This is a genomic window from Blastococcus sp. SYSU DS1024 (assembly GCF_054050795.1).
Genome location: NZ_JBJHAA010000005.1, coordinates 1 through 19,367 on the forward strand (window position 1 = coordinate 1; position 19,367 = coordinate 19,367).

A 19,367-nucleotide genomic window follows, 5' to 3' on the forward strand; every position below is an offset into this window, starting at 1 on the left:
CCTTGAGGCGCACGACGCGGCGGCCGGCGCGGGCGTGGGTGACCAGCAGGTCGTTGATGGTCTCCTGGGCCATGGAGCGGCCGCGGGGCAGCTTCGAGGCGTCGATGACCTCCACCTCGGGGGGGAGGGAGGCGAGCAGCGACTGGGGGCCGAGGTGGTCGGCGACGACGACGTCGGCGGTGGCCAGCGCCTGCCGGCCGCGCACGGTGATCAGCCCCGGGTCACCCGGGCCGCCGCCGACGAGGACGACCCGCCCCGGCCCGCCGTCGGACCGGCGGACCGGCAGGGTGCCGTCGGCGACCCCGGCGAGGACCGCGTCGCGGAGCCCGGCCGCCGCCCGGGGGTCGGCCGCGTCGTGCACCGCCACCACGAGGTCACCGGCGCGCCCGGTGACCGGCAGCTCGGCGCTGGCCGCCCCGGGGCCCTCGGCGCGCGCGCAGAAGACCCGGTTCCGGTCGGCGTCCCCGGCCACCGCGGCGTCGACGTCGGGATCGCCGGTCGCGGCCAGCGCGAACCACGCACCGGTCAGATCCCCGGCGGCGTAGGGCCGCGGGCACCACTCCAGGCGCCCGGCGGCGGCGGCCGACTCCAGCGCCGGCGTCAGCACCGGGCTGACCACCGCCACCTCCGCGCCGGCGGCGAGCAGGCCGGTCACCCCGCGGTGCGCGGCCGCACCCCCGCCCACGACGACCACGCGCCGGCCGGCCAGCCGCAGCCCGACCGGGTGCAGGCCGTCGCCGCCGGGCTGGGTGGTCACAGGTCCTCCTGGGGCATCGGGTGCGGTGGGCGGGGCTCGGGAGCGGGGTCCGGCGGCCGTGCGACGGCGACGGTCACCCGGCCGCGCACCGTCTTCCCGACCTCCAGCACCCCGCCCGCGAGGAGCGCCGCGGCCTCGGCGACCGACGGGGTGCCCACCCGGTCGGCGACCGCGCCGGAGGGTGCGGGCACCCGCACCCCCGCCAGCGCCTCGGCCGGGTGGCCGGCGAGCGGCCAGCCGCGCAGGGCGGCGGCGTCGACCAGCCCCGGCTCGCGCACGCGCGTGTCCAGGGTGGCCAGCCGGACCGGCCCGCACGGCCGGGGGAGCACGGCGTCGACCGCGGCGAGCACCTCGGCGGCGCTCACCCCGGTGGCCAGCCCGACGCCGACGGTCCTCACGTGGGCACCCCGGGCCGGTCGGGGAGGGCACCGAGCAGCCCGGCGGCGTCCCGGGGGAGGGGCCCCTCGGGGAGCAGGCCGAGCTCGCGCAGCCGGGCCCCGATCTCCAGCGCCCAGGGGCGGGAGAGCCGTGCGCGGGCCAGCAGCTCGCCGTCGCCGAGGACGTCGTCCGGGGCGCCCTGCACCACCGCGCGGTCGACGACGACGGCCACCTCGTCGGCCCAGCGCAGCGCCAGGTCGACGTCGTGGGTGCTCATCACCACGGTGGAGTCGTGCTCCTGCAGCCGGGCGAGCGCGGCCAGCGCCTCGGTGACCGCGGACGGGTCCAGCCCGGCGGTCGGTTCGTCGAGCAGCAGCACGCACGGCCGCATCGCCACCGCGCCGGCGATCGCCACCCGCTTGCGTTCGCCGTAGGAGAGCTGGTGGGTGGGCCGGGCGGCGAGGTGGTCGACGGCGAGCAGGTCGAGGGCCTCGGCGACCCGCGCCCGCACCGCGTCCTCGTCCAGCCCCAGGTTGAGCGGACCGAACGAGACGTCCTGCGCCACGGAGGCGGAGAACAGCTGGTCGTCGGGGTCCTGCAGCACCAGCTGGACGATCTGCCGGTGCCGCCGCAGGCCGCCACGGGTGTGCTCCAGCGGCACGCCGTCCACGGTCACCGCGCCGGAGACGGGCGCCAGCGCGCCGGACAGGCAGCGCAGCAGCGTCGTCTTGCCCGAGCCGTTGGCGCCGAGCACGGCCAGCCGCCGGCCGGCGGGGACGGTGAGGTCGGCGCCGTCGAGGACCGGCCGGCCGCGCTCGTAACCGACGACCAGCCCGGTGGCGCCGAGGGTCCGGTGGCTCATGCCACCACCACGCTGACCGCGACGATCCCCGCCAGGCCGGTGAGCGCCGTGGCCAGGAAGAGCCGGGACGACGGCAGCACCTCGGGCAGCACGCGCAGGTCGGTCTCCATGCCCCGCCCGGCCAGGCCCTCCTGCAGGCGGCGGGCGCGGTCCCAGGAGCGGGTGAGCACCCCGGCCGCGAGCAACCCGGCGGAGCGGTAGGAGCGGCGCGGGGAGGACCAGCCCATCCGCGCGGTCTGCGCCTCGCGGATCGTGTGCAGGCTGTCGAGCAGCACGAACAGCAGCCGGTAGGTCACGCCCGCCACCTCGACGACCGCGGCCGGGACCCGGAGCCGGCGCAGCGCGGGCAGCAGGTCCGACATCGGGGTGGTGGTGGCCAGGAGGAGGACCGCGGCGCTGCCGGCGACCGAGTGACCGACCAGCGAGCCGGCCCGGGCAGCGGCGTCCGGCGCCCAGCCGATGCCGCCGTCACCGACGGACATCACCGCGGTGAGCGCACCGATCGCGATGAACGCCAGCGGCCAGCGGATCGCCCGGCCGAAGGTGCGGGCGGGCACCCGGGCCGGGCCGAGCGCCAGCCCGACGGCGGTCAGCCCGACGAGCACGCTGCCCGGCCAGGCGGGCAGCACCAGCGCGCAGCCGACGAGGCCCGCGCAGAGCAGCAGCTTGTCCCCGGGCGAACGCCCGCGCCACGCGCTGCGCCACGCCGCGTCGTCGACCGCGAGGCCGCTCACCGCGGCTCGGTCTCCGCCGGAGTGCTCGTGGCGGGCCCCGGAGCTGCCGCCCGCCGGCCGCGCAGCCGGCCCAGCACGTAGCCGAGCACGCCGCCGCCGAGGGCGGCCTGCAGGGCGAACAGCCCGGACTCGACCTCACCGGCCGGGCTGAACAGCGAGTCGAACCACGGGGTGTAGCCGTCGGCCTCGAGCTCCTCGGTCACCGCCGCGTCGGTGCCGCCGAACTCCGACCTGCCCCCGTCGAGCAGCAGCGGGACCGCGAACAGCGCGATCACCGCCACGACGAGGAGCGTGTTGACGAGCGCGCGGCGGTTCACGCGGTACCTCCGGCGGGCGCGGCTGCGGGGACGGGGGCGGGCTTCAGGATGCCGAGCCGCTCGAGCTCGGGGCGGGCGTTGACCGTGAGCACGCGGAACAGCATCACGCCGAGCAGGCCCTCGCCGATGGCCAGCGGGATCTGGGTGACGGCGAAGACGCCGAGGAACTTGGCCAGCGCCCCGGCGAGGCCGCTGACCGGGTCGGGGAAGGCGAGCGCGAGCTGGATCGACGTGGTGACGTAGGTGGCCAGGTCGGCCAGCGCGACCCCGGCGAAGACGGCGGGCAGCAGCCCGGCCCCGGCCGCGCGGGTCAGCCGGTAGACGGCGTACCCGGCCCACGGCCCGACGACGGCGAAGGCGAAGGCGTTGGCCCCGAGCGTGGTGAGCCCACCGTGCGCCAGCAGCAGCGCCTGGAACAGCAGCACGATCGTGCCGAGGAGCGCCATCACCGGCGGCCGGAAGAGGATGGCGCCCGGCCCCGTGCCGGTCGGGTGGCTCGAGCTGCCGGTGACCGAGGGCAGCTTGATCGCGCTGAGCACGAAGGTGAACGCCCCGGCCGCGCCGAGCAGGAGGGTCGACTCCGGGTTCTCCCGCACCTCCGTCACCACGGCCCGGGCGCCGTGCACGACGAAGGGCGCGGCGGCGATCGTCCAGCCGATCGCGTGACCGGCGGGCAGGAACCCCTCAGCGATGTGCATGGTGCTGCTCCGATCGGGAGGACGGCGTATGCGCGCACGCGGCGGCGAGGCGCTGGGCGAGCGCGGGGGCGCCCGCCCAGTTGAGGTGCAGGTAGGAGGCGTGGACCCCGCCGGAGACGAACCCCTCCGCGTGAGCGGGCCCCGGCGGAGCTGCCGACCACCGCCAGGCAGGGGTGGGGCCGGCGGGGGGATCGGCGTGCGTGCGGTGGAACTCGTGGCCGCGCACCCGGGTGCCGGCGGGGGCCAGCACGGAGTCGGCGGTCGCGACGGCAGCGCGGTAGCCGAGGGTCAGCCGGGGGGCCATCGCCGTCCCGACGTCCAGGACGCCGCACATCGGGACGCCGTCCAGCTCCCGGGCCAGGTAGAGCAGGCCGGCGCACTCGGCGGCGATCGGGGCGCCGCGGGCGGCGAGCGCGGCGACGTCTGCCCGCAGGGACTCGTTGGCCGACAGCTCCGCGGCGTAGACCTCGGGGAAGCCACCGCCGACGACGAGCCCGGCGGTGCCCGGGGGGAGCGCCTCGTCGCGCAGCGGGTCGACGGTCACCACCTCGGCGCCGGCGGCCGCGAGCAGCTCGGCGTTCTCCGCGTAGCCGAAGGTGAACGCCGGGCCGCCGGCGACGGCGATCTGAGGCCGGCCGCCCGCCGGCACCACCTCCGCGCCCGGGTCCCAGGGCTGCGCCACGAGATCGGGGGCCGAGCGGGCCAGCCGCAGCACCGCGGCCAGGTCCACCCCGGCGGCGACGACCTCGCCGAGCCGGCGCACCGTGGCCACCGCCTCGGCCGACCGCTCGGCGGCCGGCACCAGGCCCAGGTGGCGGGAGGGTGTGTGGAGCGTCTCCAGCCGCCGGATCGCGCCCAGGACCGGGACGCCGGCGGCGCCGAGCGCCTCGCGCAGGATCGTCTCGTGCCGGTCGCTGCCGACCCGGTTGAGCACGACGCCGCCGAGCCGCACCGACGGGTCGAACGAGGCGAACCCGTGCACGAGGGCGGCGACGCTGCGGGCCTGCGAGGAGGCGTCGACCACGAGCACCACCGGCGCGCGCAGCAGCCCGGCCACGTGCGCGGTGGAGGCGAACCCCGGCTCCACCGAGGGGTGGGTGGCGCCGTCGAACAGGCCCATGACGCCCTCGACGACGGCGACGTCGGCACCGCGGGCCCCGTGCAGGAGCAGCGGCGCGATCCGCTCCTCGCCGACGAGCCAGGGGTCGAGGTTGCGGCCCGGCCGGCCGGCGGCCAGCCCGTGGTACCCGGGGTCGATGTAGTCGGGGCCCACCTTGTGCGGGGAGACCGTCAGCCCGCGGGCGGTGAGGGCGGTGATCAGCCCGGTGGTGACCGACGTCTTGCCGGCGTTGCTCGACGGCGCGGCCACCACGATCCGCGGCACGGTCACCATTCGATGCCCCGCTGGCCCTTCTGGCCGGCGTCCATCGGGTGCTTCACCTTGGTCATCTCCACGACCAGGTCGGCGGCCTCGACCAGCGCCGGGGGAGCGTCCCGCCCGGTGATGACGACGTGCTGGCTGCCGGGCCGGGCGGTCAGCGTCTCCACCACGTCGTCGACGTCCACCCAGCCCCACTTCAGCGGGTAGGTGAACTCGTCGAGCACGTAGAACCGGTGCGCCTCGGCGGCGAGGTCGCGCTTGATCTGCGCCCAGCCCTCGGCGGCGTCGGCGGCGTGGTCGGTCTCCTCGCCGTGCTTGCGCGACCAGCTCCAGCCCGCGCCCATCTTGTGCCAGACGACCGGCCCGCCCTCACCGGTCTGCTCGTGCAGCCGGCCCAGCGCGGTCAGCGCGTTCTCCTCGCCGACCTTCCACTTGGCGCTCTTGACGAACTGGTAGACGGCGATCGACCAGCCCTGGTTCCACGCCCGCATCGCCATGCCGAACGCGGCGGTGGACTTGCCCTTCATCTCGCCGGTGTGCACCGCGAGCAGCGGGCGGTTGCGGCGTTGCCTCGTGGTCAGCCCGTCCTGCGGGACGACGCTCACCTGCCCCTGCGGCACCTCAGGCCGCCTTCCGCGCGTCGCGGACGGTGCTCGCCAGCGACTCGGCGCCGAGCTCTTCCAACCGCAGCGTCTGCGCTCCCAGCGCGGAGGCCAGGGAGGCCGCCAGCCCCAGCCGCACCGGTCCGGACTCGCAGTCGACGACGACGCTCGCGACCTCCGCGCCGGCCAGCAGGCCGGCCGCGCGGCGGGCCTCGCCCAGGTGGTCGCCGCCGCGAGCACCGGTGGCCCGGCCGTCGGTGACGACGACCAGCAGCGGGCGGCGCCGCGGGTCGCGCACCCGCTCCAGCGTGAGCGTGCGGTGCGCCTCGAGCAGCCCGGCGGCCAGCGGGGTGCGCCCGCCGGTGGGCAGGTTGCCGAGGCGGGCGGCGGCCGCCTCGACCGACCAGGTGGGCGGCAGCGCGAGTTCGGCCGCGCCGCCGCGGAAGGTGATCAGCCCGACCTTGTCCCGGCGCTGGTAGGCGTCGAGCAGCAGGGAGAGGACGGCGCCCTTCACCGCCGCCATCCGCGAGCGGGCGCCCATCGAGCCGCTGGCGTCGACGACGAACAGCACGAGGTTGCCCTCCCGGCCCTCGAGCACGGCCTGGCGCAGGTCCTCGCGCTCGATCCGCAGCCCCGGGCCGCTGCGGCCGCGGGCGCGCTGGTGGGGCGCCGCGGCCAGCACGGTGCCGGCGAGGTGCAGCTTGGTGACGGAGCCCTCGGGGCGGGTCGACCCGACCACCCGGCCGCGCTCCGACCGCGCGCGCGACCGCCGGCCCGCGGCCCCGGTACCGATGCCGGGCACCTCCAGCCGCCGGGTGCGGAACGGTTCCGACGGGGCGACCGCGGCCCGTTCCGGCGCCGGGGCGGCGTCGGTGTGCCCGCCGCCCTCGCCCCGCGGCGCCGTCGTCGGCGGCTCGCCGGCACCCCCGCCGTCCTCGGGCACAGGAGGCTCCTCCTGCGTTCCGGCGCCGGATCCGTCGGCAGTGCTTCCTGCGCCGGGGTCCGGGGCGCCGCCGTCGGGAGCCCCGCCCCCCGGGCCGTCGTCGTCGGGCCCGTCGTCGTCGGGTGCGCCGTCCTCCGGGCCCCCGTCCTCGGGCCGGCTCTCCTCCAGCGCCTGGTCCAGGGTCTCCTCGTCGAGCCCGGGCGCGTCGAACGGGTTGCGCCGGCGCCGGTGCGGGAGCGCCAGCCGGGCGGCCACCCGCACGTCGTCCTCGGTGACCTCCTCGCGCCCGCACCAGGCGGCGTGCGCGATCGCCGCGCGGGCGGTGACGATGTCCGCGCGCAGACCGTCGACGTCGAACGCGGCGCAGACGGCGGTGACCTGGCGCAGGGCGGCGTCGGAGAGCACCACGCGCGGCAGGCGGGCGCGGGCCTCGGCGATGCGGGCGGCCAGCGCCGATTCGTCGGCGGCCCACTGCGCGGCGAAACCGGCCGGGTCGGCGTCGGAGGCGAACCGCCGGCGCACGACCTCCGCGCGGACGGCGGGGTCGCGCGGGGCGGCGACCTCCACGGTCAGCCCGAACCGGTCCAGCAGCTGCGGGCGGAGCTCACCCTCCTCGGGGTTCATGGTGCCGACCAGCAGGAAGCGGGCGGCGTGCCGCACCGAGACGCCCTCGCGCTCGACGTAGGCGGTCCCCAGCGCGGCGGCGTCGAGCAGCAGGTCCACCAGGTGGTCGTGCAGCAGGTTGACCTCGTCGACGTAGAGCACCCCGCGGTGGGCGGCGGCGAGCAGGCCCGGCTCGTAGGCCTTGACCCCCTCGGTGAGCGCCCGCTCCAGGTCCAGGGAGCCGACGAGCCGGTCCTCGGAGGCGCCGACCGGTAGCTCGACCAGCCGGGCCGCGCGGGTGCGGGCCGCCGCGCCCGGCTCGTGCGGGCCGTCGGGGCAGGCGGGGTCGGGCGCGGCGGGGTCGCAGGCGAACCGGCAGCCCGCGACGACGTCGACCGGCGGCAGGACCGCGGCCAGCGCGCGGACCGTCGTCGACTTCGCCGTGCCCTTCTCGCCGCGCACCAGCACCCCGCCGACGGCGGGGGAGACGGCGTTGAGCAGCAGGGCCAGCCGCAGGTCGTCCATGCCGACGACGGCGGTGAAGGGAAAAGTCATGCGGGGTACCCGCGCATGGCACGCGTCCTCTCCCCGGGTGTCCACGCCCGGAGGTGGCAGGAGGCGACGGCGGGAGTTCCTGACTAACCGGAGAACCGGCTCACAGTGGCGGGACCGCGCCGGATTCTCACCGGGCTTCCTCCACTGCCGTCGCGTGTGGCGGCGTCATCAGACCACAACCGGTCACGGGGCCGACAGCCCCCGGGCCGGTCGGATCCGCCGCTGCCGCCGCCCCTCCGGCTTGCCAGTGACAACTTGTCAGTGACAAGCTGTGCCCGTGGGTGAGCTCCGGAGAGATGCCGACCTGCGCGCCGCGTTGCTGCGCTCGGCGGCCGAGGTGGCGGCGCGCTCCGGGGTCGGCGCGGTGTCCATCCGGGCGCTGGCCCGGGCGGTGGGGGTGTCGCACGCCGCGCATCGCCACCACTTCTCGTCTCGAGTGGGCCTGCTGACGGCCCTGGCCGCCGAAGGCCACCGGCTCCTCGCCCGGGCTCTCGAGGAGGCGGCCGCCACGGACTTCCGCGAGGTCGGTGTGGCCTACGTGCGCTTCGCCCGCGACCACCCCGGCCACTTCGCGGTGATGTTCACCCCTGACGTCCTCGATCCGGCCGACGGTGAGCTCTCCGCCGCCCGGGCCCGGACGTTCGCGGTGCTGCAGGGCGGGGCGGACGCGCTGTCCTCGGCCGGCCGGGTGGACGACGCCCGGGCCGCCGTCGTGGCCGCCTGGTCGCTGGTGCACGGATTCGCCGGCCTCGCGGCGACCGGGAACCTCGCTGGAGCCGGGCTCGCCCCCGACGCGGGCGAGGACGCGCTGCTCGATCTCGCCCGGCGGGCGACCGGGATGCTGTACGGCTCACCCGGAGGGGGTGCCGGACGTGCATGACGCGCTGCTCTCCGTCCACGTCGTCGTCGGCACCGTCGGGCTGCTCCTCGGGCCGGTGTGGCTGGTGGCCCGTTGCGCGGGGCGGGGAGGCCGGTGGCCGGCGGCCGGCTACCAGGCCGCCGTCGTGCTCGTCGCCGCCACCGGAGGGATCCTCGCGGCGACGTCGCCCGGCCTGCTCTGGCTCCTGCCCGTCGCCGTCCTCACCGAGATCCTCGCCGTGGCGGGCGCGCTCGCCCGTCGGCGGGGATGGCGTCACTGGGCCACGCTGCAGCCGCACCTGCTCGGCGGCTCCTACATCGCCCTGGTGACCGCCCTGCTGGTCGCCGAGACGGGCAACCCGACGTTCTGGGTGCTGCCCGCCGCCCCCTGGGTCAGCTCCCCATCGCGGTCGCCAAACGACGGCTGCACGTCGGTCCGGCACCCGCCTGAGCCCGCCGCCGCCGGGCCCGCCGGCGCCCTCCCGGTGCCCGTGCACCGACCGCTCTCCGGAGCGCTCCCTAGGATCGGCGCCCGTGCCAGCCCCGGAGGTCCCCGCCGAGCGCCCGATCGTGGTCGTGGGCATCGGCGCGGACGGCTGGGACGGGTTGTCCCCGCGCGCCCGGCGGGAGATCGCCGACGCCGAGGTGCTGCGCGGCAGCGCCCGGCAGCTCGGCCTGGTGCCGGCGGAGGTGGCCGCCGATCGGGTGCCCTGGCCCTCGCCGATGGCGCCGGCGCTGCGGGAGGTGGCCACGGCGCACCCCGGTCGACGGGTGGTGGTGCTGGCCAGCGGTGACCCGATGCTCTCGGGCGTCGGCACCTCGCTGGTGCGGCTGCTCGGCCCCGAGGCGGTGGACGTCGTCCCGCACCCGTCCTCGGTCACGCTGGCCTGCGCGCGGCTGGGCTGGGCGGGGGAGGAGACGCAGGTGGTCTCCGTCGTCGGCCGGCCGGTGCAGTTGCTCGCGCCGCACGTGACGCCGGGGCGTCGGCTGCTGGTGCTGGGCTCCGACGGCTCGACCCCGGCCGCGGTCGCGGCGCTGCTGGTCGAGCTCGGCCACGGGGCCAGCCGGCTCACCGCCCTGGCCCAGCTCGGCGGGCCGGGGGAGCGGGCGTTCACCGGCACCGCGGCCACCTGGCCGTACCCGGACACCGACCCGCTGGTGGTCACCGCGGTCGAGGTGGTGGCCGATCCGGGCACGGTGCCGTTGCCGCCCCTTCCCGGGCTGCCCGACGAGGCCTACGAGCACGACGGCCAGCTGACCAAGCGCGACGTCCGGGCGGTGACCTTGGCCCGGCTGGCCCCGCTGCCGGGGCAGCTCCTCTGGGACGTCGGGGCGGGCGCCGGCTCCATCGGCATCGAGTGGATGCGCACCCACCCGTCCTGCCGCGCGGTCGCCGTGGAGAGCAGGCCGGAGCGGGTGGCGCGGATCGCGCGCAACGCCGGGCGGCTCGGCGTCCCCGACCTGCGGGTGGTGCAGGGCAGCGCCCCGGACGCGCTGGCGGGGCTGCCCGCCCCGGACGCCGTCTTCGTCGGGGGCGGCGCGACCGCCCCCGGCGTGCTGGACGCCTGCTGGGCCGCGCTGCCGCCGGGTGGGCGGCTGGTGGTCAACGCGGTCTCGCTGGAGAGCGAGGCCGTGCTGGCCGACCGGCACGCGCGGCACGGCGGTGAGCTGGTGCGCCTCGGCGTCGCCACCGCCGCACCCGTGGGTGGCTTCACCGGCTGGAAGGCCGCCATGCCCGTGACGATCTGGTCAGGAGTCAAGCCGTGACGGTGCACTTCATCGGAGCCGGCCCGGGAGCGGCGGACCTGATCACCGTGCGGGCCGCGCGGCTCATCGCCACCGCGCCGGTCTGCCTCTACGCGGGCGCGCTGGTGCCCCGCGAGCTGCTGGACACCGCCCCGCCGGGCGCGCGCCTGGTCGACACGGCGAACCTGGACCTGGACGAGATCACCGCCGAGCTGGTCGCGGCGCACGAGGCCGGGCTCGACGTCGCCCGGCTGCACTCCGGCGACCCGTCGGTCTACAGCGCGATGGCCGAGCAGATGCGCCGCCTCGACGCGGCCGGCGTGCCCTACGACGTCGTCCCCGGGGTGCCCGCCTTCGCCGCCGCGGCCGCCTCGCTGAAGCGGGAGCTGACCGTGCCCGGCGTCGGGCAGACGGTGATCCTCACCCGCACCTCGGCGCGGTCGACGCCGATGCCGCCGGGGGAGGACCTGGCCACCCTCGGCGCCTCCCGGGCCACCCTGGTGCTGCACCTGGCGGTGCAGCGGATCGCCGAGCTGGTGCCCGAGCTGGTGCCCTCCTACGGGGCCGACTGCCCGGTCGCGGTCGTCGCGCGCGCCAGCCGGGACGACGAGCTGATCCTGCGCGGCACGCTCGCCGACATCGCGGCGCAGGTCACCGACGCCGGGGTGAAGCGGACGGCGGTGGTGGTCGTCGGCTCGGTGCTGACCGCCGGGGAGTTCCCCGACAGCCACCTCTACTCGACCAGCCGATGCCGATGAAGGACCGTGCTGCCCCCCACCGCTCGCGAGCTCGCGGCGGGCCCCTGCAGCACGGCCGTCCCACCGGACGAGGCCTAGCTCCGGCCGACCACGGTGCCCGCGCGGTCGATGACGATCACGTCGACCGCCACGGGGGCGCCGCGCAGCACGCCGAGCGCGGTCTCCCGCGCCGCGGCGGCCACCAGGTCACCCAGCGGCAGGCCCGCCGCCCGGCACTGCTGGAGCGCGTCCAGCGCGGTGTTGGCGCCCCGCACCCCGTCGACCAGCTCCGGCGGCCCGCCGGCGCCGCGCACCCGGCCGGCCAGCGACTCGAAGGACACCTGCGAGCGGCCCGAGTGCAGGTCGAGGTGCCCGTCGGCGAGCTTGGCCAGCTTGCCGATGCCGCCGGCGATCGTGAGCCGGCCGATCGGGTGGCGGCGCAGGTACTTGAGCACGGCGCCGGCGAAGTCGCCCATGTCCAGCAGCGCGTCCTCGGGCAGCCCGTACGTGTCGACGGCGACCCGCTCGCTGGTGCTGCCGGTGCAGGCCGCCACGTGCGCGTACCCGGCGGCGCGGGCCACGTCGATGCCCCGGCGGATCGAGTCGATCCACGCCGAGCAGGAGTACGGGACGACCACGCCCGTGGTGCCCAGGATGGACAGCCCGCCCAGGATGCCCAGGCGGGGGTTCCAGGTCCGGCGGGCGAGCTCCGCGCCGTGCTCGACCGACACCTCGACGACGACGTCCCCGGAACCGCCGTGGCGGGCGGCGACCGCGGCGACGTGCTCCCGGATGAACTGCCGGGGCATCGGGTTGATCGCCGGCTCGCCGACCGGCAGCGGCAGGCCGGGTTTGGTCACCGTGCCCACGCCCTCGCCCGCGCGGAAGGTGACCCCGCTGCCCGGCGCCCCGTGGGTCACGCGCGCGGAGACGAGCGCGCCGTGGGTGACGTCGGGGTCGTCACCCGCGTCCTTGACCACCCCCGCGCTCGCGGCGCCGTCCTCGAGCCGTTCGGTGGCCAGCGCGAACGACGGGTGCCGGTCGTGCGGCAGGTCGATCGTCACCGGGTCGGGGAACTCGCCGGTGAGCAGCGCGGTGTAGGCGGCGGTGGTCGCGGCGGTCGCGCAGGCGCCGGTGGTCCAGCCCGAGCGCAGGCCCGTGCCGTCCGTTCGATCCGCCGTCGTCACGTGATCAGCATGCACGGCGGTGCCGGGTGACCGGCCGGGTGCTGGTCCTGGGCGGGACCGGGGAGGCGCGGCAGCTGGCCGCCGCACTGGTGGGTGACGGGATCGACGTCGTCAGCTCGCTGGCCGGGCGCGTGGCCGAGCCCCTGCTGCCACCGGGTGCGGTGCGGATCGGCGGGTTCGGCGGCGCGGAGGGGCTGGCGGCCTGGCTGCGGGAGGCGCCGACGGTGGCCGTGGTCGACGCGACGCACCCGTTCGCCGCCGGGATGACCGCGGCGGCGGCGGAGGCGGCCTCGACCACCGGGATTCCGTTACTGCGACTGCAACGACCGGGCTGGACCGCCGGGCCGGGGGACCGGTGGCGCTGGGTCGGGTCACTGCACCAGGCCGCGGCAGCGGTGACCGGGTACGGCTCGGTGTTCCTCACGACCGGGCGGCAGGGGCTCGCCGCGTTCGCCGACGTGCCCGGGCACTGCCTGGTGCGGTCGGTGGACCCCCCGTCGCCGCCGCTGCCCCGGCGGCGCACGGTGGTCCTCGCCCGCGGGCCGTTCACGGTGGCGGACGAGATAGCGCTGATGCGCGCGCACGCCGTGGAGGTCGTCGTCACCAAGGACAGCGGGGGCGGGATGACCGCCGCCAAGCTGACCGCCGCCCGCGAGCTGGGGGTGCCGGTCGTGCTGGTGCGCCGTCCGCCGCTGCCGCCGGGCGTCGCGGTGACCGGCACCGTGGACGAGGCCCGGGCGTGGGTCCGGTCGCGCGCGACCTGATCATCGTCTGCGGCTGCGCAGGTCGGCGGGGCAGTGCACCCGCAGGACGGCGCCACGCCCTCCGTGCCCTCACCCTCATCTGCAGCGTCAGGCTGCACCCGCGGAGACGCCGGAGGCGGTCGTCGCCACGACGGCGACCCCGGCCGGGATCGCCGCCCACCTGGCCCGCGCGCTGAAGGGAGCCCCGTACCCCGGGCGCTGACCCGGCTCAGGCGGCCAGCGACTCCGCGGCGTCAGTCGCCCGGTCGGGCGGGGTCGCTCGGCGGCGCAGCCGGACGCCGGCGACCGCGGTCAGCGCGAGGATGACGAGGACGGCGGCGTAGATCTCGGCGACCGTCCCGAGCCCGACCACGGCGGACAGCACACCGGCGATGATGGCCGGAATGCTGAAGCTCAGGTAGCCGACCACGAAGACGCTGGACAGCAGCCCCGCCCGCTCGGCCGGGGCCACGCCGGCGCTGGAGAGGGCGACGGCGCCGAGGAACCCCATGCCGAAGCCGAGCCCGGAGACGACCGCCGAGACGAACAGGACGGCGGTCTCCACGGTCAGCAGGGCCGCGATGGTCCCCGCGACGCCGGCGGCGAACACCGACGCGCCGGCGACCATGGACCGCTCCGGCGCCAGGTTGTGACCGACGACCGCACCGACCGCAGCGGTCCCCTGCATGGCCAGGACCAGCAGGCTGCCGACCAGCGGCGCCTCGATGCCGAAGACGGTCGCGGCCAGCGAGGGGCCGAGGGAGAGGTAGAGCCCGCCGAGCGCCCAGGCGGCGACGAGCACCGGGAGCGCGGTGAGGAAGGCCGACCGCTGGGACCGGGGCACGCGCACGGTCGGGCGGAGCGAGGCCAGGGCCCCGGGTGCGCGGGGGGAGGTCTCGGGCAACACCGCCACGACGGCGGCGGCCACGACCATGGCGACGGTGAGGGCGGCGAAGATCCAGCGGGTCGGCGAGGCCGCGAACTCGACCACGAGCCCGGCGCCGACGACACCGGAGGAGAGCCCCAGCCCCGGAGCGGCGCTGTTGAGCAGAGGTCCCAGCGGCCGGTCGTGGCGCTGGGTGTCCAGCAGCAGCGCGCCCAGCGTGCCGGTGAGCGCGCCCACCGACACGCCCTGCACTACACGTGCCGCCAGGAGCCAGCCGACGCCGTCGGCGGCCAGGAAGACCGCCATCGCGGCGGCCTGGAGCAGCAGCCCACCGACCAGGACCGGACGCCGTCCGACGTGGTCGGAGAGTCCGCCCACGACCAGCAGCGTGGCCAGGAGCGCGAAGGCGTAGATGCCGAAGACGATGGTCAGCATCCCGGGGCCGAACCCGAACTGCTCCTGGTAGACGCGGTACAGCGGCGTCGGCACGCCCGAGGCGGCGAGGACCAGCAGAAGCAGGCCGGCGGTGGTCCAGAACGCGGGGGTCCTGCGGAGCGTCGGAGGTGCCACGACGGTGGGAAAGGGCAACGATCTCGCCGGCATTCCCGTCCGGCGTGTCAGCCCGGGTAGCTGCGGGACGTGTAGACCGCGCCGGAGGCGGTGACGCGGGTCTGCGAGGAGCCGATCAGCACCAGGCAGCGCATGTCCACGGTCGCGGGGTCCAGCGCGCCCAGGGTGCCGACCCGGAGGCTCTCCTCGGGTCCGCCGACGTCCCGCCCCACGACGACCACGGTCTCCGGCGGGCGCACCTCCAGCAGCACCCGCAGCGCCTCGCCGAGCTGGTGCGGGCGGTGCTTCGAGCGCGGGTTGTAGAGGGCGATGACCAGGTCGGCGGCGGCGGCGTGGCGCAGCCGGTCGACGATCACCGCCCAGGGCTTGAGGACGTCGGAGAGCGACAGCACGCAGAAGTCGTGGCCCAGCGGGGCCCCCGCCCGGGAGGCAACCGCCTGGGCGGCGGTGAGACCGGGCACGACCCGCACCGGGACGCCGGTGAACTCGGGTCGTTCGGCCACCTCCAGCACGGCGGCGGCCATGGCGAAGACGCCGGGGTCGCCGCTGGAGACCACCGCGACCCGCCGGCCCTCGCGCGCCAGCGACAGCGCGTGGGCGGCGCGGTCGGCCTCGACGCGGTTGTCGCTGGGGTGCCGGGTCTGGCGCGGGTTGACCGCGACCCGGTCCAGGTAGGGGCCGTAGCCGACGAGGTCGTCGGCGGCGGCGAGCGCCTCGGCCGCCTCCGGGGTCGTCCAGCTCCGCGCGCCGGGACCGAGGCCGACGACGACGACCTCGCCGGCGTCGGATGGCCGGTCCGCTGCGGGCGCGGGCTCGGTGACCGGCGGCGTGAGGGGGCTGGGCAGCAGGGCGAGGGAGAAGTACGGGACGCTCGCCGGGTCCACCTCGGCCAGGGGCAGGCACCGCTGCCGGTCGGTGGTGGCTCGCTCGACGTAGAGGGCCCGGTCGAGCACGCCGGCGCGCTCGAACGCCTCCCGCACCTGCGGGAAGGTGCGGCCCAGCTTCATCACCGCCGCCGAGTCGGTGCCGGCCAGGCGGGCGGCGAGCTCGTCGGCCGGCAGCGTGCCGGGGAGCACGGTGAGCACCTCGTCCCGCTCGACCAGGGGCCGGCCGACCGCGGCGGCCGCGCCGCTCACGCTGGTCACCCCCGGCACGACCTCGGTGGGGTAGCGGTGCGCCAGCCGCTTGTGCATGTGCATGTAGGAGCCGTAGAAGAGCGGATCGCCCTCGGCGAGGACGACCACGTCGCGGCCGGCGTCGAGGTGCGCGGCCAGCCGCGCGGCGGCCGCCTCGTAGAACTCGTCGATCGCGCCCTGGTAGCCGCCGGGGTGGTCGGTGGTCTCGGTGGTGACCGGGTAGACCAGCAGCTCCTCGATCTGCCCCTCGCGCAGGTAGGGCTCGGCCAGGCCGCGGGCCACCGACCGGCCGTGCCGCGCGGCGTGGAAGGCGACGACGTCGGCGGCGCCGATCAGCCGGGCGGCCTTGACGGTGACCAGCTCCGGGTCGCCGGGGCCCAGCCCGACCCCGTACAACCGGCCGGTCATTCGACGTCGCTCGCGATCGCGTTGACCGCGGCCGCGGTGATGGCGCTGCCGCCGCGGCGGCCACGCACGACCAGGAACTCCAGGTCGGCGGCGGCCAGCGCGTCCTTGGACTCGGCGGCGCCGATGAAGCCCACGGGGATGCCGAGGACGGCGGCGGGGCGCGGTGCGCCGGCGGCGACCATCTCGAGCAGGTGGAACAGCGCGGTGGGGGCGTTGCCGATCGCGACGACCGCGCCGTCGAGGCGGTCGCGCCACAGCTCCAGCGCGGCGGCGGTGCGGGTGGTGCCCAGCTCGGCGGCGAGCCCGGGGATGCGCGGGTCGTTGAGGGTGCAGACGACGGCGTTGTCCTTCGGGAGCCGCCGCCGGGTGATGCCGCTGGCCACCATCTGCGCGTCGCACAGCACCGGTGCGCCGGCGTCGAGCGCAGCGCGGGCGTGCTGCACGACGGCGGGGGAGTAGGCGATGTCCTCGACCAGGTCGACCTGACCGCAGGCGTGGATCATCCGGACCGCCACGCGCGCGACGTCGTCGGGCAGGCCGCCCAGCTCCGCTTCGGCGCGGATCGTCGCGAACGACTGCCGGTAGATCTCGGCGCCGTCCTTCTCGTACTCGTAGACCACCATCGGCCGCAGAGGCTACGTCGGTGCCCCTGCGGGGCCGCCGCCCGGTCAGCCGGTTCGTGCCCGTTCGGGTTCTCCGGTGAGGCGGGGGAGGATGAGGATCTCGGTGCCGTCGGGCCGGTAGGTGCGCCATCGGCCGTCGGGTTGGCGGACGATGGAGAACCCGTGGTGGACCTGGGTGTGGTGGCGTTCGCACAGGAGCACGCAGTTGTCCTGGTCGGTCTCCCCGCCGTCTGCCCAGTGCACCAGGTGGTGGACGTCGCACCAGTGCGCGGGGGCATCGCAGCCGGCGAACACGCAGCCACGGTCGCGGTGGTCCAGGGCTCGGCGCAGCGGCGGCGGGGCGATCCGCTGCCGGCGGCCGTAGTCGAGCACCTCGCCCTCCGGGCCGATGACGATCCGGCTGACGTTGCCGTCGCAGGCCAGCCAGCGGGTGCGGGCGGCGGAGATGGTCGCCCCGAACCCGAGCTTCGCGGCGGCCGGGCCGATGGCGGGGTCGACCAGGTCCTCGAGATCCACCCGGACCACCACGTGCGGTTTGTGGGTGCGCAGCACCGGCAGGTGGCCGGCGGCCAGGGCGTTGTCGCACAGCTGGACGAGGGCGTCGCCCTGCTGCTGGGCGCGGGTCCGGGCGTCCCCGGCGGGCCGGTTGGCCTGCACGATCGATTCGACCGCGGCCTGCAACTTCTCCCCGCCCACGGCGTCCAGTTCCCCGCGGAAGGAGAGCGACCCGTCGGCATGCTTGGTCATCGACAGCGACCGGCCCTCGGTCGGGTCGGGTTCGGGGCCGTCGGGATCGAGGCGGGCGAGGTAGTGGGCCACGACCTGGCGCAGCTCGGCGTGCGGGCGGGATGCCGCGACCTCGGCCAGGGTCGCGTCAACCCCGGCCAGGTCCACCCCCTGGGCCTCGGCCGCGGCGAGGTTGGCCGGGGAGGCCACGGGGGCGATCGCGGCCACCGCCTCGGCGGTGATCGCCCCCGCTGTGAACGCCGCGGCCACCGCTGGCAGCTCCGGCAGCACCCGGCCCGACCGCACCAGCCGCGACGCCGCCCCGGCTGACAACAGGGCGTGCCCGCGCAGCCAGGAGGCCATCGACGCCTTGCCGTCGTGCTCGGCGGCCTGGGTGACCTCGCACTCCCGCACCCGGCGCGCCACCTGCGCGGCCAGCCGGTTCGCCGCGGTCAGCAGCGAACCCAGTTCCTCGATGAGCTGCGGCCCGAACCGGCCGGCCAGGTCCTCACCGGCCAGGTCGTCCAGCGCCGCGGCCAGCCGGCCCAGCGCATCGGACCCACCCATCGAACACATGTACGAATGCTACCGCTGTCGCGGATGTCGTGCAGCCCGAATCCCCAGGTCAACGGCGTATCAACAGACTCGAGCCGGATCTTGGCAGCGAGCTTGCGAGGTCGACGAACCACCGTGCCGTCAGCTGGCCGGCGTGTCCACCCGGTAGCCGGTGCCAGTGGCGACCACGTCCACGACCGCGCCACCTGGCCGGCCGCAACGCCGCTCGCACCCGGCCCAGTGCTGACGCGCCCCGCGGGCCGGGAGAGGCCCGGTGATCACGGCAGCGGTCGCATCCGCCCGGACGTCGGCCCGCGACTTCGCGCACCCGGGCAGCCCCGCGCAGGCGGTCACGCGCGTCCACGGGCTCGCGGGGTCGAGCACCAGGCCGGCGTCGGCGAGCACCCCGGCCGCCGACCCGTCGGCCAGATCGGGCACGACCACCCCGCGCCACGGCGATAGCTGCACCTCCGTCGCGAGGTCGGCCAGCAGCGCGAGGTGCGCGGCGGTCAGCCGGCCGAGTGGCACCACCGCGGCGAGCGCCGTCCGGCCGTCGTCCTGCCGTACCGCACCGATCGGGCGCACCCGCGGCTCGGCCGGCACCTCGACGCGGGTACCGACCGGCGCGCCGTCCACCCGCGCCGCCACCCGCACCGGTCCGTCGGTGAGCTCGGTCAGCCGCCAGGCCGTCCCGCCCTGGGCGGCGCGCTCGTCGAGGAACGCCCGGGTGGCCGCAAGCGCGAGGGCGACGGCGTCGGCCGGGGCGGCGCGCAACCCGGAGTCGGCGCCGGCCAGGGTCAGGGCGACGACGCCGGGGGAGAGCGCGAACAGGCCGACGTCCCCACCGAGGGCGGCGACGTCGCCCCGGCCGTCGTCGAACGTGACCAGGAAGCGCCCCGGCAGCGCGGCGAGCGACGGGTCGGCGCACAGCCCGGCGTCGAAGGCGCGCACCCACGGCCGGGCGTCGAGCAGCCCCCCGGCCCGCCCGCTCAGCACGCTGCCCAGCAGGTTGCGCGCCGTCTCGTGGCTGTCGCTCGGCAGCAGCCCGGCCGCCGCCAGCCGGCCGCCGAGCTCGCCCGCCGAGCCGGACCGCAGCCCGCGGAGCTGCACGTTGCCACGGCTGGTGAGCTCGAGCGCGCCGTCCCCGAGCTCGACGGCGGCCGCACCGAGGACGCGCAGCTGGTCGGTGCCGAGCAGCCCACCGGGCACCCTCACCCGCGCGAGCTCGCCGTCGGCGGCGGAGTGGGTCTGCAGCGCGCCCGGGCAGGCGTCGGCCCGGTCCCGGAGGGGTGACGTGGGCGGTCCGGCTGATGACATGGCGCCCGCGAGGCTACGTCCCGGGCCGTCCCGAGCCGCCGGCGG

At 77.1% G+C, this 19,367-nt stretch carries 19 protein-coding genes and 1 riboswitch; of the genes, 4 read left to right on the top strand and 15 right to left on the bottom strand.

All coding sequences use genetic code 11. The annotated features are described in order from the left end of the window. The 9 genes from ACI79S_RS06175 to ACI79S_RS06215 form a co-directional block, all read right to left on the bottom strand. A partial coding sequence (locus ACI79S_RS06175) for a siroheme synthase family protein (protein WP_456592557.1) occupies nucleotides 1-757 on the bottom strand: 757 nt, incomplete at its 3' end. Then, a complete protein-coding gene (locus ACI79S_RS06180) occupies nucleotides 754-1,155 on the bottom strand; it encodes a cobalamin biosynthesis protein (RefSeq protein ID WP_456592558.1) in 402 nt (133 codons plus the stop codon). The genes ACI79S_RS06180 and ACI79S_RS06175, both read right to left, overlap by 4 nt. Further along, nucleotides 1,152-1,997 carry an energy-coupling factor ABC transporter ATP-binding protein gene (locus ACI79S_RS06185; protein ID WP_456592559.1) on the bottom strand — a complete coding sequence of 282 codons (846 nt, stop codon included), beginning with the start codon at nucleotides 1,995-1,997 and terminating at the stop codon, nucleotides 1,152-1,154. Before ACI79S_RS06185 ends, ACI79S_RS06180 begins: the two co-directional genes overlap by 4 nt. Further along, nucleotides 1,994-2,731 (bottom strand): cobalt ECF transporter T component CbiQ, encoded by a 738-nt coding sequence (gene cbiQ, locus ACI79S_RS06190; protein WP_456592560.1) that lies wholly within the window; start codon nucleotides 2,729-2,731, stop codon nucleotides 1,994-1,996. Before cbiQ ends, ACI79S_RS06185 begins: the two co-directional genes overlap by 4 nt. Further along, nucleotides 2,728-3,048 carry an energy-coupling factor ABC transporter substrate-binding protein gene (locus ACI79S_RS06195; RefSeq protein WP_456592561.1) on the bottom strand — a complete coding sequence of 107 codons (321 nt, stop codon included), beginning with the start codon at nucleotides 3,046-3,048 and terminating at the stop codon, nucleotides 2,728-2,730. Before ACI79S_RS06195 ends, cbiQ begins: the two co-directional genes overlap by 4 nt. Beyond that, nucleotides 3,045-3,746 carry an energy-coupling factor ABC transporter permease gene (locus ACI79S_RS06200; protein WP_456592562.1) on the bottom strand — a complete coding sequence of 234 codons (702 nt, stop codon included), beginning with the start codon at nucleotides 3,744-3,746 and terminating at the stop codon, nucleotides 3,045-3,047. Before ACI79S_RS06200 ends, ACI79S_RS06195 begins: the two co-directional genes overlap by 4 nt. Then, complete coding sequence (locus tag ACI79S_RS06205; protein WP_456592563.1) at nucleotides 3,733-5,139, bottom strand: cobyrinate a,c-diamide synthase; 1,407 nt, start codon at nucleotides 5,137-5,139, stop codon at nucleotides 3,733-3,735. Before ACI79S_RS06205 ends, ACI79S_RS06200 begins: the two co-directional genes overlap by 14 nt. Then, on the bottom strand, nucleotides 5,133-5,732 hold the full coding sequence (cobO, locus tag ACI79S_RS06210) for a cob(I)yrinic acid a,c-diamide adenosyltransferase (protein ID WP_456592564.1): 600 nt from the start codon (nucleotides 5,730-5,732) through the stop codon (nucleotides 5,133-5,135). The genes ACI79S_RS06205 and cobO overlap by 7 nt, the downstream gene beginning before the upstream one ends. Nucleotides 5,733-5,748: 16 nt before the next feature. Continuing rightward, the gene (locus ACI79S_RS06215) at nucleotides 5,749-7,830 is read right to left on the bottom strand and encodes a putative cobaltochelatase (RefSeq protein WP_456592565.1); all 2,082 of its coding nucleotides are present in this window, start codon (nucleotides 7,828-7,830) and stop codon (nucleotides 5,749-5,751) included. A gap of 63 nt (nucleotides 7,831-7,893) precedes the next feature. Then, a riboswitch (adenosylcobalamin (AdoCbl) riboswitch) is annotated at nucleotides 7,894-7,984 on the bottom strand. Between the two features lie 123 nt (nucleotides 7,985-8,107). Here ACI79S_RS06215 and ACI79S_RS06220 point away from each other — a divergent pair. The 3 genes from ACI79S_RS06220 to cobM all read left to right on the top strand — a co-directional run bounded on the left by ACI79S_RS06220 (nucleotide 8,108) and on the right by cobM (nucleotide 11,192). Next, entirely contained in the window at nucleotides 8,108-8,710 is a 603-nt protein-coding gene (locus ACI79S_RS06220; protein ID WP_456592566.1) for a TetR/AcrR family transcriptional regulator, read from the top strand. A gap of 512 nt (nucleotides 8,711-9,222) precedes the next feature. Then, nucleotides 9,223-10,455, top strand: coding sequence for a precorrin-6y C5,15-methyltransferase (decarboxylating) subunit CbiE (cbiE, locus tag ACI79S_RS06225; RefSeq protein WP_456592567.1), 1,233 nt, complete (start codon nucleotides 9,223-9,225; stop codon nucleotides 10,453-10,455). After that, nucleotides 10,452-11,192: a precorrin-4 C(11)-methyltransferase gene (gene cobM / locus ACI79S_RS06230; protein ID WP_456592568.1), complete on the top strand. Its 741-nt coding sequence runs from the start codon at nucleotides 10,452-10,454 to the stop codon at nucleotides 11,190-11,192. The genes cbiE and cobM overlap by 4 nt, the downstream gene beginning before the upstream one ends. Nucleotides 11,193-11,266: 74 nt before the next feature. On the opposite strand, the gene ACI79S_RS06235 is transcribed toward cobM, so the two are convergent. After that, nucleotides 11,267-12,358, bottom strand: a complete 1,092-nt coding sequence (locus tag ACI79S_RS06235) for a cobalt-precorrin-5B (C(1))-methyltransferase (protein WP_456592569.1) — start codon at nucleotides 12,356-12,358, stop codon at nucleotides 11,267-11,269. 26 nt (nucleotides 12,359-12,384) lie between these two features. Between ACI79S_RS06235 and ACI79S_RS06240 the strand changes: the two genes are divergently transcribed. Next, a complete protein-coding gene (locus ACI79S_RS06240) occupies nucleotides 12,385-13,122 on the top strand; it encodes a cobalt-precorrin-6A reductase (protein WP_456592570.1) in 738 nt (245 codons plus the stop codon). Nucleotides 13,123-13,330: 208 nt separating this feature from the next. Here the strand turns inward: ACI79S_RS06240 and ACI79S_RS06245 are convergent, their stop codons facing one another. From ACI79S_RS06245 to cobG, 5 genes are all read right to left on the bottom strand, one after another. Next, nucleotides 13,331-14,557, bottom strand: a complete 1,227-nt coding sequence (locus ACI79S_RS06245) for an MFS transporter (RefSeq protein ID WP_456592571.1) — start codon at nucleotides 14,555-14,557, stop codon at nucleotides 13,331-13,333. 47 nt (nucleotides 14,558-14,604) lie between these two features. Continuing rightward, entirely contained in the window at nucleotides 14,605-16,101 is a 1,497-nt protein-coding gene (locus ACI79S_RS06250; protein WP_456592572.1) for a precorrin-2 C(20)-methyltransferase, read from the bottom strand. Continuing rightward, on the bottom strand, nucleotides 16,098-16,724 hold the full coding sequence (locus ACI79S_RS06255; protein ID WP_456592573.1) for a precorrin-8X methylmutase: 627 nt from the start codon (nucleotides 16,722-16,724) through the stop codon (nucleotides 16,098-16,100). The genes ACI79S_RS06250 and ACI79S_RS06255 overlap by 4 nt, the downstream gene beginning before the upstream one ends. Nucleotides 16,725-16,769: 45 nt before the next feature. Continuing rightward, nucleotides 16,770-18,026 (bottom strand): DUF222 domain-containing protein, encoded by a 1,257-nt coding sequence (locus ACI79S_RS06260; RefSeq protein ID WP_456592574.1) that lies wholly within the window; start codon nucleotides 18,024-18,026, stop codon nucleotides 16,770-16,772. Between the two features lie 120 nt (nucleotides 18,027-18,146). Further along, nucleotides 18,147-19,322: a precorrin-3B synthase gene (cobG, locus tag ACI79S_RS06265; protein WP_456592575.1), complete on the bottom strand. Its 1,176-nt coding sequence runs from the start codon at nucleotides 19,320-19,322 to the stop codon at nucleotides 18,147-18,149. Between the last annotated feature and the right edge of the window lie 45 nt (nucleotides 19,323-19,367).